The following is a 14,484-nucleotide window of genomic DNA, read 5'->3' on the forward strand; positions in this document are numbered from 1 at the left end:
TAGGAGCCTGTGAATAAACATTATCGAACTTTATTGGATGCAATAGAAACAAAAAACGCCGTACTGGGTGTAGTTGGCCTAGGATATGTTGGTTTGCCGCTGGCAGTAGAAATGGTGAAGCAAGGCTTTCGCGTAATCGGGATCGATCTTGATCCAGTGAAAATAAACAAAATAAATAAAGGTGAATCGTACATTCACGATATTTCATCCGATACTTTAGCTCAAGCAGTGCAATCTGGACGGTTCAAGGCAACCGATGATTATTCGTCAATTCGGGATATTGATGCCATCAGCATTTGCGTGCCAACCCCACTTAGTGAGAATCAGGATCCGGATACCTCTTATATCGTAATGGTTGTAGATCAAATCAAGCGTTATATGAAAAAAGGTGTGCTTATTACTCTGGAAAGCACGACATATCCCGGGACGACCGAAGAGCTTATCCAGAATGAGCTGGAGAAACTAGGTTATGTTGTTGGGGAAGACTTCTTTTTATGCTTCTCGCCAGAGCGGGTTGATCCATCTAATATACGATTTAATACATTTAACACGCCTAAAGTGATCGGTGGCACAACAGAGGCTTGCCTTTCTCTTGGAATGGCAGTTTATAGTAAATATGTTGAGACTGTAGTTCCGGTTTCTACACCGAAAGTAGCGGAAATGTCCAAATTGCTTGAGAATACGTTCCGAAGTGTCAACATTGCATTCATTAACGAAATGGCAATGATGTGCGACCGGATGGGAATAGATATTTGGGAGGTTATCGATGCAGCGAAGACAAAACCATTTGGCTTCATGCCGTTTTATCCGGGTCCGGGAATTGGTGGACATTGCATTCCATTAGATCCGATGTACCTGTCATGGAAAGCCAAAGGTTTTAGATTCTACAGCCAATTCATTGAGCTGGCTCAATCTACAAACGATAACATGCCTTATTATGTTGTGAACAAAACTTCCAAAATTTTGAATGAGTATGCAAAATCGATCAAGAAATCTAATATTCTCGTGCTTGGAATGGCGTATAAACCAGATATTAGTGATCTGCGTGAATCACCAGGCCTTGAAGTCTATGAGCTTTACAAAGATAGCGGTGCAAATGTCGAATACTACGATCCTTACGCGACGAGTTTCCGTGACAAAAATGGAGTTACAGTGTACAGCGTTGAATATGATCTGGAGAAATTCGGTTCGTATGACTGCATTGTGCTTGTAACAAATCATAGCGATTTGGATTACGGAGCGATTGCAAGTCTTGGAGTGCCGATTGTGGATACGCGCAATGCATTCAAAGAATTCAAGCTTCCGCACATATACAAAATTGGGCATTCGGTGCAACAAGTTATCGAGCAAGAAGCTCTCACTGTCGGATAAGGTTCGGAGTATAAAGTTGGGGGAGGAAATGAAAATCAAACTATTTAACTTAAAATACAGGGGAAGGCTTTTAATAATGATTGGGGTGATTCCTCTAGTATCTCTTCTTTTCTTGTTTCGTCCTCCCTCTGCTTCTGAGCCAAAAGCAACCTGGCTATGGAATACGGAATTGATTGAAGATCATGCAGAAGACATCATTTCTTTTGCTAAATCTCAAGGAGCCAAGGTCATCTTTCTGCATATTTCGCAGAAGATAGACAATGAAGCTTACCGTCAATTCATCAGCCTGGCCAGTTCTTCTAAAATTGAGGTTCATGCATTAAATGGTAAACCCGAATGGGCTTTAAGGGAATTTCGCCATGAGGGCGATGCGTTTCTGTTATGGGTGAAAACATACAACGAAGCAGTCGACCCGAAAGAGAGATTCACTGGTGTTCAATATGATGTAGAGCCGTATTTGCTTAAAAATTGGAAAAAGGATCAGGCGAGTATTGTAGAACAGTGGATGGAGAGCGTTCGCGTCTGGATTGAGTACAGCCAGAGTGTTGATTTACCGATCGGAGCTGCAGTACCTTTCTGGTTGCACGAAATTAGCCATCCAGCAATGGGAGTCGACATTCCTCTTAGTGAATGGATGGTTGATAAATTCGATTATTTAGCCATTATGGCGTATCGAAATGATGCTGAGCGGGTGTATGACATATCCAGATTGATACTAGCTGAAAGTGATCGCAAGAAAAAGAATGTCTGGGTGGGTATAGAGCTTGGAAAGAGCAATGAAGGACCGGGTGTGTCATTCCATGATAAATCGGTCATATCATTTGTGAATGAAACGAATAAATTGGAAAAATTAGCAGGACGGCACACCTCGTTCTCAGGTATTGCCATCCATAGCTATGATACGTGGTACAACAAACTGATGCTGACGAAAACAGCGTTAAATAAAGAAAATAAGTAGGGAGAAAACAATCTGTTGCTGTTATGGCTTCGGGTTGTTTCTTTTTATGGATATAATCAGATAGAGGAAAGTACTTAATTTTTGATATAATTATTGTAATTATGTGAAAACGTTCGTGAATGGAGAGAATAGTATGATACTGCACAAAGGAGAAATTTTGTTTCGTCAGGGAGATGAGGGACAATTTCTGTACCATGTCAAAAGCGGATTGTTTAAAGTGACGAGATTGCATGAGAACGGCAACATGGTGTTATTTAACATTTTATATCCAGGAGAGACGGTTCCGCATCATTCCCTCATTTCACCAAAAGAGACGCATGGTACGGCTATCGCACTAATGAGAAGTGAAGTTGAGGTTATACCTGCTCAAGAATGGTATAAAGACCTGCAGACTAATCCGGAAAAGCCATTACAGGTGGCAGCGCTGTTGCAGGAAAAGGTACGGTTTATGCAGGAACGGCTTGATCATTTGACAGTAGGAACACCTGCGGAACGGCTTCAGCTACTGACAAAGTGGTTAGGACAACATGCCCATGGAATACCGTTAACTGATTATTTGACCCAGGAGGAGATCGGTCAGTTAATTGGTGTACGCCGTGAGACGGTTAACCGGTTATTACGTGGACAATAAACGTTTATACGAAAATTGAGCATGCTACTAAGTGCATGCTTTACAGCTTAACCGGCAAGTTTAGAGTCAAATATAGTAAAAAACCTGCATATTATTTGCAGGTTTTTTGTTAAATGTTAATTAAGACTGCCAGCAGGGCCAAAAAACTCGAAGTGGGTACGGTCCTTAGGAATGCTCCATTCTTTCAGAGCAAGGTTAACGGCACGCATGAAAGGCGTCGGACCGCAGAAGTAGAAATCTGCTCCAGAATCGACAACCGTTTTGAGCCAAGGTAAATCGATGAATCCGGTTTTATCACATGGTTCACCTGCTGCAGGAGACTCATATATAACATACGAGCGTAGTTGATCATATTTGCGATCAAGATCAGTAATATGTTCCTTCAAGGCATGATATTTTCCCGAACGGGCAGCGTGGATAAAAGTAATATCCTGTTTGGTTTCATTCTCTAGAAGCGTCTCCAGCATACTGACCATAGGAGTGAGACCAACACCGCCGCTTATGAGTACGACCGGATTTTCTTTGGATTGATCAAGAGTGAACTCACCTGCTGGAGCACTGATTTCAAGAATGTCACCCTCATTAACTTCTTGATGAAGGTAACTGGATACTATACCTGCGGGCTGATCGTTTATCGCATCTTCGCGTTTTACAGTGATACGATAGTAGGGATGACCGGGAGAAGCAGACAGACTATAGTGCCGGAGATGAGTAAATTCTTGATGATCCGGCTTCACCCGAACCGTAATATACTGACCAGGCAGATACGTGGATATTTCACCGCCGTCTTCAGGTATTAAGTAGAATGAAGAGATAACTTCACTTTCCTGTACCTTACGATCCACAACGAAGCGGCGAAAGCCTCTCCAGCCCCCTTGTTTCTCTTCAGCTTGATTATACATGTCTGCTTCAACACTAATAAATACGTCGGCGATTACACCGTAGGCCTTTGCCCATGCATCAATGATCTCATCGGTTGCCGCATCACCTAATACCGTTTTGATAGCTGCTAGCAAATTTTGTCCTACAATCGGATAGTGCTCCGGTTGTATGCCAAGTGCACGGTGCTTCTGTGCGATTCCTTTTACGACAGGAAGGATCTCTTCCAGACGGTCAATATGAGCTGCGGCTGCGTATACTGCATTCGCTAGGGCTGTAGGCTGTTTTCCTTGACGTTGGTTCGCGTGATTAAAAACATTAAGCAGTTCAGGATGATTTTTAAACATCGTTTGATAGAAAGTTTTAGTAATCGTTTCTCCATGAATTTCAAGTACAGGAACAGTTGCTTTGATGATCTCTATTGTTTTGGAGTCCAGCATTATGGCTACCTTCTTTCATAAGAATTATCGCTTGCGTAACAAGTATGGCATCAGGCTAATACGTCTATTGTGACCCTCGTCACACTAAAGATTTCTGAAATGTGAACTTGTATTATTTTGCAATGAAAAAGATCACATCATTCATACGATTTATTCAAAAACGAAATTTAAGTAGTGACAAGCGGTTTAGTCATAAACGAATTTGTGTTATAATATGAATAGACAAAAACAGAAAGGATCAGGATACCATGTGTTCCCGAAGGACGAATTCCCCAAGGACGATTTGGAAACGTTGTGATCTCTCTTACACATAGCTTTTTTCGTGGAGCGTCGGTTTATGGCCAACAACCCAACGAAAGAAGAGTGTGAAGATGCGAAGGATTGAGTCTTCCAGGACCTTCTTCGTAGGGAGTTGCCGTAAGGTCAACCAAACTACGATAAGAGGGATTCCTAATGAGGAAGAAAGAATGGAAAATTGATGTTAGACAGTTAGTTACTATGGTGTTCGGATCTTTTTTACTGGCTTTTACGTACTACCACATTAACTTTCAGAATGGATTGTCAGAAGGCGGATTTGTTGGTTTGGCACTTATAGGCAAATATTTGTTTGATTTGCCACCAGCATTGACGACGGTTTTGATGGATGTTCCGATTATTATTGTTGCTTTATTCCTGAAAGGCCGGAAATTTATCATTAATACCGTTATTGCTTCTACGTCATTCTCATTATTTTATGAATTGTGTGAACAGTTCTCGCCACTGACTATGAATCTGCATAACAATTTGCCGTTGGCAGCACTGCTGTCGGGCTTATTTACCGGAATCGGAGCAGGTCTTGTATTGCGTGTGGGTGGAGCAACTGGCGGGGATGATATTTTGTCAACCTTGATTAGTGAGTGGTCTCGCATTAAGATTGGAACAGTGTTCATTATGATGGACGCGCTCGTATTGATGGTATCGTTGTTTTTCTTACCCTTTAAAGAGACGATGTTTACGATTCTGGCTGTGTTGATCTCCGGTAAAATGATTACCTGGACGGTTCAATACGGACACAGAGATATAGCACCAGTACCTGCACCACGCCATGTTACCTATGGCATGAAGAAGAAAACGGCTTAAGCCCAGAGGCTTAGCCGTTTTCTTTTGTTATGGAGTTCTATTACTCGAACAACTGCAAATACTCACCGTACCCTTCATTCTCCAGGTCTTCCTTGGCGACGAAGCGAAGGGCGGCAGAATTAATGCAGTAGCGAAGTCCTGTAGGCTGTGGGCCGTCATCGAAAACATGTCCGAGATGGGAGTTGGCTTCGCGGCTTCGGACCTCCGTTCGTACCATAAAGTGGCTGGTATCGATTTTTTCTTTAATGCTATATTCGCGCAAGGGACGAGTGAAGCTCGGCCAACCGCAGCCGGCATCGTATTTATCGCGGGAGCTGAACAATGGTTCGCCTGAGACGATATCCACGTAGATTCCCTCACCCGTATGATCCCAGTATTGACCGGTAAAAGGTCGTTCAGTACCGCTATTTTGCGTCACTTCGTATTGGATTTTGTTCAAGCGCTGCTTTATCTCTTCGGGATTTTCAGGCTTTGACCAATGATGCGAAATAAAATCTTCCCGTCCTGAGCCTATACGGTAGCGTTTGTAATGAGCAGGTTTCTTTTTGTGATATTCCTGATGATAGTCCTCAGCGGGGTGGAAACGGGCTGCAGGTAAAATTTGAGTGACGATCGATTTATCAAACCGCCCGCTCTCTTCCAGGGCAGTCTTTGATTGCTCTGCTTCCTTTTGCTGGCCTTCATTATGGTAAAAGATAGCTGTACGATATGATTCGCCCCGGTCGTGGAATTGGCCGCCTGCATCTGTAGGATCGATTTGCTGCCAGAACAGATCAAGCAGCTTTCGGTAAGGGAAAATGACCGGATCAAATGTAATTTGGACTGCTTCATAGTGTCCGGTTCCTCCATAGCAGACTTGTTCGTAAGTTGGATTCTCAGTATGTCCTCCGGTATAACCGGAGATAATTCCATGAATGCCAGGCAGTTGTTCAAAAGGTGACACCATACACCAGAAACAGCCGCCTGCAAAGGTAGCCAGTTCCAGTTCTGTAGATGGCGTTCGATTCATATTTCTCCCTCCGTTTCGATATGGCGTAATTTTATAGTAGGGTTTTACGGTTTCATTATATCGTTTTTTTGGAAGAAACCCAAAAAACTGTTCAGAAAAAATCTAGCGTTATTGAATAGCGCATGCTATAATGATTCCAATAAAACATGCATGGTTCCCACAAAGGGGAGTAGCTTATAACAATAAAGTCGTCACTACGGGACGTTCATCCCCGGCTTTATTGGCAACATTAATGTTGTTAGCGAGACCTTTGCCCGGTGTCAGTATTGGGTGAAGGTCTTTTTTGATGCAAAAATGCGTCGTGCCCAATACAGACACGGCGCTTTTTATATTTGCGCGGATACCAGAAGTATGGATAAGAAACAATAAAGGAGAGGTGAGAGGCAATGGATTTTATGACACTGGATTTTTGGATGGCGTTATTATCAATTATTTTGATTGATCTGGTGTTAGCGGGCGATAATGCGATCGTTATTGGATTGGCTGCTCGCAATGTGCCTAAGCAAGATCAGAAGAAAGTAATTATGTGGGGCACAGTAGGTGCTATTATCGTACGTGTCATTATGACGATGCTGGTAGTAGTGTTGCTGGATATCCCTGGATTAAGACTGGTTGGCGGGCTCGCCCTCTTATGGATTGCTTACAAGCTATTGGTCGATGAAAAGAGCCATGAAATTAGTGCCGGAAATCAGATGTGGGCTGCTATTCGCACAATAATTATCGCGGATACGATGATGGGCCTTGATAACGTTTTGGCTGTAGCAGGCGCTGCTCACGGGGACCTCTTGCTTGTCATTATTGGACTGGCAGTATCCGTTCCAATTATGGTATGGGGCAGCACGATTATCTTGAAGCTGACCGAGCGTTATCCGGTTGTGATTACGATTGGTGCTGCAGTATTGGCTTGGACAGCAGCAAAAATGCTCGTTGCCGAACCGCTTATTGATCAGTACTTCGTAAATGGCTGGATCAAATATGGCTTCGAAATTATTGCAATTATTGTAGTAGTTGGTATAGGAATCAAAGTGAAAAAGCAAAAAGAGCATCTTCGTTTAGTACAACAAGGATTGAAATAACAATGTATGAAATAAGCAAGAAGTCGAACAAGAGTAGTGAACTTGTTCGACTTTTTGTTTATTTATATCTGCTTGTTATGTCATTCGTTTGTACGTGCATTTTGCCGATACTGCTTGGGCGACATGCCAAAGCGTTTGCGAAATACTTTATGGAAGTAATTGTAGCTCGGAAATCCTGAGCTCTCAGCAACATGCTCTAAAGAGAGCGGACTGAAAATAATTCGTTCTCTGGCCATGTTGATTCTTACTTCCAAAGTGTACTGAATCATACTGGTGTTAAATGTATCTTTAAACAAATGTACCGCACGCGATACGCTGATCCCGACATGCGAAGCTGCATCCTCAAGCTTAAATGGGAAGGCAGCATTTTCTTCTATATAATTTTTTAGACGATGGGCAAGATAAGTTGGATAGGCATGAAGCGGCTGCTGTAATAAATTACGGTCGATATCCATGCACAGTATTTTTAAATAATATTCTGCGATTTCAGGAGAGGGATTCGAGATACGCTGCTGTTCCAGCATAATTTGGCGGAACGCACCAACGATTCCTTCGGATAGCGGAACTTTGATTTTGTTAGGTCTTTTTTGCTTTTTCCACCAGCTATCTATCCAGGCACCAATGAGGAAAATATAATAATCACCACTGGAGACCGTAGTTTCTCCAAGCTGATTCTCTTCAGCGTCAATGATTAATTCGTATGGTTCCTTAGGTGCAAACAATAATAAATCACCGGGCTCCAGCAGCTCTATTTTTCCATTCAGCCGTGTACGGCATTTGCCTGAAGTTTGCAACCGAATTAAATAATGATCAAGACCATCCGTGTGAATCACATGGAATGGCTTGCGATGCACAGAGTAGCCTGCTGTTAGTATATTCAAGTTCTGGTTATTCACAAACGTTATCCTCCAATGACTTGTAAAAAATAATGACCAGATTGTTCATGTTGTAATCATATTATTCATTTTACAATAGCTCAATTTGAAATACCATGAGTAAGAGTTAACTCACATCAGTATCGCTTCCTGGGAGTAATGAGAATGACAAAAATGAAAATAGGAATTATTGGGTGCGGCAATATCAGTCCGGCATACTTGAACTATTTGGACAATAGCGATGTTGTTGAGGTTTATGCCCTTGCTGATTTGCTGCCAGAAAAAGCCCATAAAAGAGCAAAGGAATATGGTATTGCAAACGTATGCACAGTAGAAGAGATGCTGGAGCATAAAGAAATCGGGCTTATTCTGAATTTGACAATTCCATCGTCCCATGCAGCAGTGAATTATGCTGTGCTTGATCATGGTCTTATTGGGAAACCTGTTGCGGCTACAGCGTTTATGATGGGAGCTGGACCTGAAGGCTGGCATCCTAATCCGGAATTTTTTTACACTGCCGGTGGTGGACCTATGTTTGATATGGGACCGTATTATTTAACAACACTCGTACAATTGGTAGGTCCTATTAGACGGATTAGTGGCTCTGCCGGAAGTAATGTTCCTGAACGAATAGTGCAATCAGGTTTAAGGGCGGGAACGGTAATTCCAGTAAGTACACCAACACATTACAGCGGAACTCTTGATTTTGTCAGTGGTGTTATTGGAACTTTGGTGACAAGCTTTGATATACCTGGCGGCAGCACCTTGCCATGGATAGAAATCTACGGAACCGCGGGCACTCTTCTGGTGCCAGATCCTAACACCTTTGATGGTGATGTCAAAATACGGCGCTATGACTCAGAGGAATGGGAGATCGTTCCTCCGGTATTTAATGGAGGGCCAAATGACCGAGGTCGTGGAATTGAAGATATGGTAAGAGCTATATCTGAGGAGCGCGATCACCGTGCAAGTGGACTTGTCGCTTATCATGTACTTGAGGCAATGCACGCTTTTGAGACTTCTTCCCGCGAAGGACGTCATGTCGAATTAACTAGTGCAGAAATGCTTGTTAAGAAATCACAAAATCTTGTATTAACTACTAATTAAATGAGGTGAATTATATGGCACAAGTAGGCTTGCAGCTATATACAGTTCGGGATCAATTGGATAAGGATTTTGAAGGAACACTTCGTAAAATAGCTGAATTAGGATATCAGGGTGTTGAATTTGCGAATTTTTATGATCGTACAGCTGAAGAAGTTAAAGCCATCCTAGATGAGACTGGACTTTCAGTTGTAGGAGCACATAGACCTTACACACAGCTTCGTGATGCGCTGGAAGAAGAAATCGCTTTCAACAAAGCTATAGGTAACCGTTATATCGTATTGCCTTATTTAATAGAGGAAGATCGGAACAAGTGGGATGAAGTGATCGCGGATTTGAGAAAAATCGGTAAGCGTTGTGCTGAAGAAGACATGGTGTTGTGCTACCATAACCATGAATTTGAACTGGAAATTCAATATGGAGATCAACCGGTATTGGATGCGATCTATGCGCAGGTTCCAGCTGAATTACTGCAGGTTGAACTGGATTCTTGCTGGGTATCTTATGCAGGACTTGATCCAGTGAAATATATTACTAAATATAGCGGAAGACTCCCTTTGCTTCATCTGAAAGATATGATTACTAAAGAGGATGGCTCAGCAGAAACGGTTGAACTGGGTAAAGGTGAAATTGCCGTAGAAGCTATCGCAAATGCAGCGATAGATAATAAGGTGGCATGGTTGATCGTTGAGCAGGATTATTGCGCTGGCAATTCGATGGATAGCATTGCTGTAAGTATGGAATGGATTAAACAATACGCTAATAATGGAGGAAAGATTCATGTCTAGAACTTTAAAAGTTGCCGTTATCGGATGCGGAGGAATTGCAAACGGCAAGCATTTGCCAAGCTTGGCAAAACAATCTGAGGTAGAGATGGTTGCTTTCTGTGATATTGTGGAAGAACGTGCCCTGAAAGCTGCAGCAGAGTATGGTGTAGAGGGAGCCAAAGTATATACTGATTTCCGCAAGCTGCTTGCTGAGACTGACATAGAAGTAATTCATGTATGTACACCAAATGATTCCCATGCCGAAATTACAGTTGCTTCGCTTGAATCAGGCCGTCATGTCATGTGCGAAAAACCGATGGCGAAAACCTCGGAGCAAGCTCGTCAAATGCTGGATGCGGCAAAAAGAACAGGTAAAAAATTAAGCATTGCGTATCAAAACCGTTTTCGCAGTGACAGCTTGTATCTAAAGGAAATGTGCGCAGCTGGCGAGCTCGGCGATATTTATTTTGGTAAAGCGATCGCATTAAGACGTCGTGCAGTTCCAACCTGGGGCGTATTCCTTGATGAGGAGAAGCAAGGTGGTGGACCGCTCATTGATATCGGTACTCACGCGCTTGACCTGACTCTGTGGCTCATGGACAACTACGAGCCCAAAAGTGTAACAGGATCGGTATTTCATAAACTGGGCAATCGTGAAAATGCTGCAAACGCATTTGGACCTTGGGACCCTGAACAATTTAAAGTAGAAGATTCCGCATTTGGTTTCATTACAATGAAGAACGGCGCTACGATTATGCTGGAGTCCAGCTGGGCGCTTAATGTACTTGATTTTTCCGAGGCTAAAACGATGCTTTGCGGTACAGAAGCGGGAGCTGATATGAAAGACGGGCTGCGGATTAATGGCGAAAAACAAAGCCGTCTATATGAGACTAAAGTAGACCTTGGTACAGGTGGAGTAGCGTTCTACCAAGGAGAAGAGGAATCGGACTCGACTCGTGAGGCAAAGGCTTGGGTTGAAGCGATTCTTGAAGATAAAGAGCCGGTCGTAAAACCGGAGCAAGCTCTTGTAGTTACAGAAATTCTGGAAGCTATTTATGAGTCAGCGAAAACAGGCAAAACGGTCTACTTCGACTAATATCGGATTTTATTAAATACTGGAGGAATTAAAAATGAAATTAGGCGTGTTTCTCGTTCTGTTTGGCGGACGACCTTTTGAAGAAGCGCTTGATTTGGTGGCGGCACAAGGATTAAAGGCAGTGGAAATCGGAACGGGGGCGTACCCTGGTAACGCACACTGTAATCCTGATGTTTTGCTTGAGAACAAGGCTGCAAGGGAGGAATTCAAAAAAGCAGTTGAGTCCCGCGGCTTGATCATCAGCGCACTAAGCTGTCATGGTAATCCGCTTCATCCGCAAAAAGCGATTGCTAAAGAGTTCCATGATACTTATGTGAAGACAGTTCAGCTTGCTGAGCTTCTGGACGTTCCGGTTGTAAATACGTTTTCCGGATGCCCGGGTGATCATGAGGATGCGAAATATCCTAACTGGCCGGTCGCTCCTTGGCCTAATGATTACCAGGAAATACTTGCTTGGCAGTGGGAAAATAAAATCATTCCATATTGGACCGAGTGGGGAAAATACGCCGCTGATCGCAACGTGAAAATTGGACTTGAGCTTCATGGTGGTTTTTCGGTACACACTCCGGCAACATTGCTTCGTTTGCGTGAAGCAGCAGGTGAAGTCATTGGGGCAAACTTGGACCCAAGCCATATGTGGTGGCAAGGAATCGATCCGGTTCAATCTATAAATATTCTCGGTCGTGCTGGAGCAATTCATCACTTCCACGCAAAGGATACGACGATTGATCCGGTGAACGTGAACCGTTATGGGATCACTGATATGCAGCCGTATACTCAGATGCTCGATCGGGCTTGGCAGTTCCGCACGGTAGGATATGGACATGATATGAAGACATGGGCTGATATTATTAGCGCTTTAAGACTTCATGGCTACGATTATGCGGTCAGCATCGAGCATGAGGATGGTTTGATGTCCATAGAAGAGGGCTTTACTAAGGCGGTTCGTAATTTGCAGCAAATTCTTTTTGAGGATTCCGCAGCTGATATGTGGTGGGTATAAATCATAACGATAGAAATATACTAATAGCGACTGCCATAGGTGGTCGCTTTTTCATATTGGAGAGTTGTTGTATAATCATATATAATCAGAGTGTAAAAATGTGCAAAAGTATGGTAAACTGAAATATACTAACTAATTGTAAGTTGAAACTATCATTATTTTTTTGCTTAAGATATGATGAGGATTATGCTTGATACAAAGAGGTGATAAAAGATGGATAATAAGGGTTTTGCTATGTGTCCGAGGTTTGAATCGGCATTTTCTCTTCTGGGGAAACGCTGGAACGGCCTGATTATTCATACATTAATGAGCGGTCCTAAGCGATTTAAGGATATATCTCATGACATTCCTTCAATGAGTGACAAGATGCTGTCTGAACGAATGAAAGATTTGGAGAACGAAGGTATACTCATTCGGCATGTATATCCTGAAACTCCAGTCAGAATCGAATATGAGCTTACAGATAAAGGCCGTGCGCTTCGTCCGGTTATGCAGCAGGTGCAATGTTGGGCTGAGGATTGGATCGAATAGTAGCGTGCCGTATCCTGTGACGGAGCGGCACGAATAATAAAGGAAGTAGGTGTATTTGTGGCTGAGGTAATAGTGATCGGAGCGGGACCAGCAGGATCCAGTGCAGCTTTATTTTTGGCAAAAGCGGGAAAAGAGACGCTTGTTCTTGATAGCAATGCCAGTATGACGAAACGGGCATGGATTGAGAACCATTACGGAGCGAAGGACATCACCGGTCCGGATTTGTTAAAAATCGGACGGGAGCAGGCCGAGAAATTCGGTGCCAAATTTATTGAAGAAAAAGTGACGGTCGTAGACACTAACGGCGGAGAGAGAGTTACCGTGAAAACGGAATCCGGCCGAAGCTATGAAGCTTCCCATGTTATTTTAGCGACAGGTGCGGTTACTGAGTTAGCAAGTTCGATTGGTCTTACGCTACAAGAGGGCAGAGAACCTCGCATTAAAACCGTCATAGAGACGGATGGAGCTGGTCGTACCAGCAATCCGAGAATATGGGCTGCAGGAACGATTGCAGGTGTAAGTGTACACACGATAATAACAGCAGGTGACGGCGCTAAGGTCGCGATCGAATTGATCAGCGAGCTGAATGGCGAGCGCTATGTTGACCATGATATTCTAAAATCATAAACAGTAAGTCCAATAAAACATTATTAAGAATATAGAGGAGGCCTCCCATAATGGGAAGGCCTTTTTTTCACTATTGCTTCTTATCTTAAGTGAGTGTAATCACTAATGTAATACCCCGGTAAGAGTAGGATAGTCTTACAAAGAGTTATATAGATTATTTACGTAACTGGAGGAATTATTATGGCAGAATTACAGCAGCATTTTGATAAAGAGATGATGGTCCGAGATATCGTTTTGCGTTTTCCAAAATCAGCGGATTATTTCCGCAGTCGTAAGATTGACTTTTGCTGTGGTGGAAATCGTCCATTACAAGAAGCTGCAGAGGAAGGTAAATTATCCATTGAACTGTTATTAAGCGATTTAAAAGAGCTGGCAGCGAATCATCCGCAAATAGAAGAAAGTGAAGACTGGACTAATGTAAGGTCTGAACTATTAATTGAACATATCGTCAGAAAACACCATCAATATTTACGTGATGAGTTACCAGAAATCCAAAAAGGAGTAACAAAAGTTGCACGTGTTCATGGCGACTCGGAAGAGCATCTTATTGAAATGGAACGTCTATTTGGATTGCTGCGCAAAGAACTTCTCGAGCATATTGAAAAGGAAGAAGCGCAGGTGTTTCCTAAAATGATCAACTGGGAGCTTGGTCAAGAGCAAATAGTGCTGGAGAAGCTGCGATCCGCTATTCATGAATTGGAGGACGAGCATACTACTGCGGGCGATATTTTGAAAAGCTTGCGGGAGCTGACGAATGATTATCAACCACCTGCCCATGCTTGTACAACATATCGAACAACTTATGCACGTTTGGAAGAGCTGGAAGGGATGACGTTTATGCATGTGCATCTGGAGAATAACATCCTATTCCCACGTTACCTTTAGTGGTAATTCAAATAGTCAGCTTTTGATCACGAAGTGGTTCAGGGAAGAATAATCGGCATCGAATCTTGAATTCAACCGGGACCTGTGGTGCTCACGTACACAAAACGTACGCT

15 protein-coding genes are annotated in these 14,484 nt (G+C 43.0%); 12 read left to right on the forward strand and 3 right to left on the reverse strand.

Features of this window, described 5'->3' with window-relative positions; translation table 11 throughout:
* Nucleotides 1-9 precede the first annotated feature (9 nt).
* The 3 genes from BLS49_RS07120 (at nucleotide 10) to BLS49_RS07130 (ending at nucleotide 2,960) form a co-directional block, all read left to right on the forward strand.
* On the forward strand, nucleotides 10-1,371 hold the full coding sequence (locus BLS49_RS07120; RefSeq protein ID WP_091227885.1) for a nucleotide sugar dehydrogenase: 1,362 nt from the start codon (nucleotides 10-12) through the stop codon (nucleotides 1,369-1,371).
* A 76-nt stretch (nucleotides 1,372-1,447) separates the two neighbouring features.
* Entirely contained in the window at nucleotides 1,448-2,329 is an 882-nt protein-coding gene (locus BLS49_RS07125; protein WP_091227887.1) for a hypothetical protein, read from the forward strand.
* Nucleotides 2,330-2,462: 133 nt separating this feature from the next.
* Nucleotides 2,463-2,960 carry a Crp/Fnr family transcriptional regulator gene (locus BLS49_RS07130; RefSeq protein WP_091227888.1) on the forward strand — a complete coding sequence of 166 codons (498 nt, stop codon included), beginning with the start codon at nucleotides 2,463-2,465 and terminating at the stop codon, nucleotides 2,958-2,960.
* A 116-nt stretch (nucleotides 2,961-3,076) separates the two neighbouring features.
* Here BLS49_RS07130 and hmpA read toward each other — a convergent pair whose 3' ends face one another.
* Nucleotides 3,077-4,279 (reverse strand): NO-inducible flavohemoprotein, encoded by a 1,203-nt coding sequence (hmpA, locus tag BLS49_RS07135; RefSeq protein WP_091227890.1) that lies wholly within the window; start codon nucleotides 4,277-4,279, stop codon nucleotides 3,077-3,079.
* A 453-nt stretch (nucleotides 4,280-4,732) separates the two neighbouring features.
* Between hmpA and BLS49_RS07140 the strand changes: the two genes are divergently transcribed.
* Entirely contained in the window at nucleotides 4,733-5,398 is a 666-nt protein-coding gene (locus tag BLS49_RS07140) for a YitT family protein (protein ID WP_091227892.1), read from the forward strand.
* Between the two features lie 40 nt (nucleotides 5,399-5,438).
* On the opposite strand, the gene msrB is transcribed toward BLS49_RS07140, so the two are convergent.
* Nucleotides 5,439-6,407, reverse strand: coding sequence for a peptide-methionine (R)-S-oxide reductase MsrB (gene msrB / locus BLS49_RS07145; RefSeq protein WP_091227893.1), 969 nt, complete (start codon nucleotides 6,405-6,407; stop codon nucleotides 5,439-5,441).
* Between the two features lie 386 nt (nucleotides 6,408-6,793).
* On the opposite strand from msrB, the gene BLS49_RS07150 reads away from it, so the two are divergent.
* Entirely contained in the window at nucleotides 6,794-7,483 is a 690-nt protein-coding gene (locus BLS49_RS07150; protein ID WP_091227895.1) for a TerC family protein, read from the forward strand.
* 80 nt (nucleotides 7,484-7,563) lie between these two features.
* Here BLS49_RS07150 and BLS49_RS07155 read toward each other — a convergent pair whose 3' ends face one another.
* Entirely contained in the window at nucleotides 7,564-8,379 is an 816-nt protein-coding gene (locus tag BLS49_RS07155; protein WP_091227896.1) for an AraC family transcriptional regulator, read from the reverse strand.
* A gap of 144 nt (nucleotides 8,380-8,523) precedes the next feature.
* On the opposite strand from BLS49_RS07155, the gene BLS49_RS07160 reads away from it, so the two are divergent.
* The 7 genes from BLS49_RS07160 (at nucleotide 8,524) to ric (ending at nucleotide 14,371) form a co-directional block, all read left to right on the forward strand.
* The gene (locus BLS49_RS07160; protein ID WP_091227898.1) at nucleotides 8,524-9,465 is read left to right on the forward strand and encodes a Gfo/Idh/MocA family protein; all 942 of its coding nucleotides are present in this window, start codon (nucleotides 8,524-8,526) and stop codon (nucleotides 9,463-9,465) included.
* Nucleotides 9,466-9,479: 14 nt separating this feature from the next.
* On the forward strand, nucleotides 9,480-10,250 hold the full coding sequence (locus tag BLS49_RS07165; RefSeq protein ID WP_091227900.1) for a sugar phosphate isomerase/epimerase family protein: 771 nt from the start codon (nucleotides 9,480-9,482) through the stop codon (nucleotides 10,248-10,250).
* Nucleotides 10,243-11,325, forward strand: a complete 1,083-nt coding sequence (locus tag BLS49_RS07170; RefSeq protein WP_091227902.1) for a Gfo/Idh/MocA family protein — start codon at nucleotides 10,243-10,245, stop codon at nucleotides 11,323-11,325. The genes BLS49_RS07165 and BLS49_RS07170 overlap by 8 nt, the downstream gene beginning before the upstream one ends.
* Nucleotides 11,326-11,359: 34 nt before the next feature.
* Entirely contained in the window at nucleotides 11,360-12,328 is a 969-nt protein-coding gene (locus tag BLS49_RS07175; RefSeq protein ID WP_091227903.1) for a sugar phosphate isomerase/epimerase family protein, read from the forward strand.
* A gap of 213 nt (nucleotides 12,329-12,541) precedes the next feature.
* Nucleotides 12,542-12,859: a winged helix-turn-helix transcriptional regulator gene (locus BLS49_RS07180; protein ID WP_091227905.1), complete on the forward strand. Its 318-nt coding sequence runs from the start codon at nucleotides 12,542-12,544 to the stop codon at nucleotides 12,857-12,859.
* Nucleotides 12,860-12,916: 57 nt separating this feature from the next.
* Complete coding sequence (locus BLS49_RS07185; protein WP_091227907.1) at nucleotides 12,917-13,486, forward strand: NAD(P)/FAD-dependent oxidoreductase; 570 nt, start codon at nucleotides 12,917-12,919, stop codon at nucleotides 13,484-13,486.
* A gap of 180 nt (nucleotides 13,487-13,666) precedes the next feature.
* Complete coding sequence (gene ric / locus BLS49_RS07190) at nucleotides 13,667-14,371, forward strand: iron-sulfur cluster repair di-iron protein (RefSeq protein WP_091227908.1); 705 nt, start codon at nucleotides 13,667-13,669, stop codon at nucleotides 14,369-14,371.
* Nucleotides 14,372-14,484: the final 113 nt, after the last annotated feature.

The organism is Fontibacillus panacisegetis, assembly GCF_900102215.1.
Classification (GTDB): domain Bacteria; phylum Bacillota; class Bacilli; order Paenibacillales; family Paenibacillaceae; genus Fontibacillus; species Fontibacillus panacisegetis.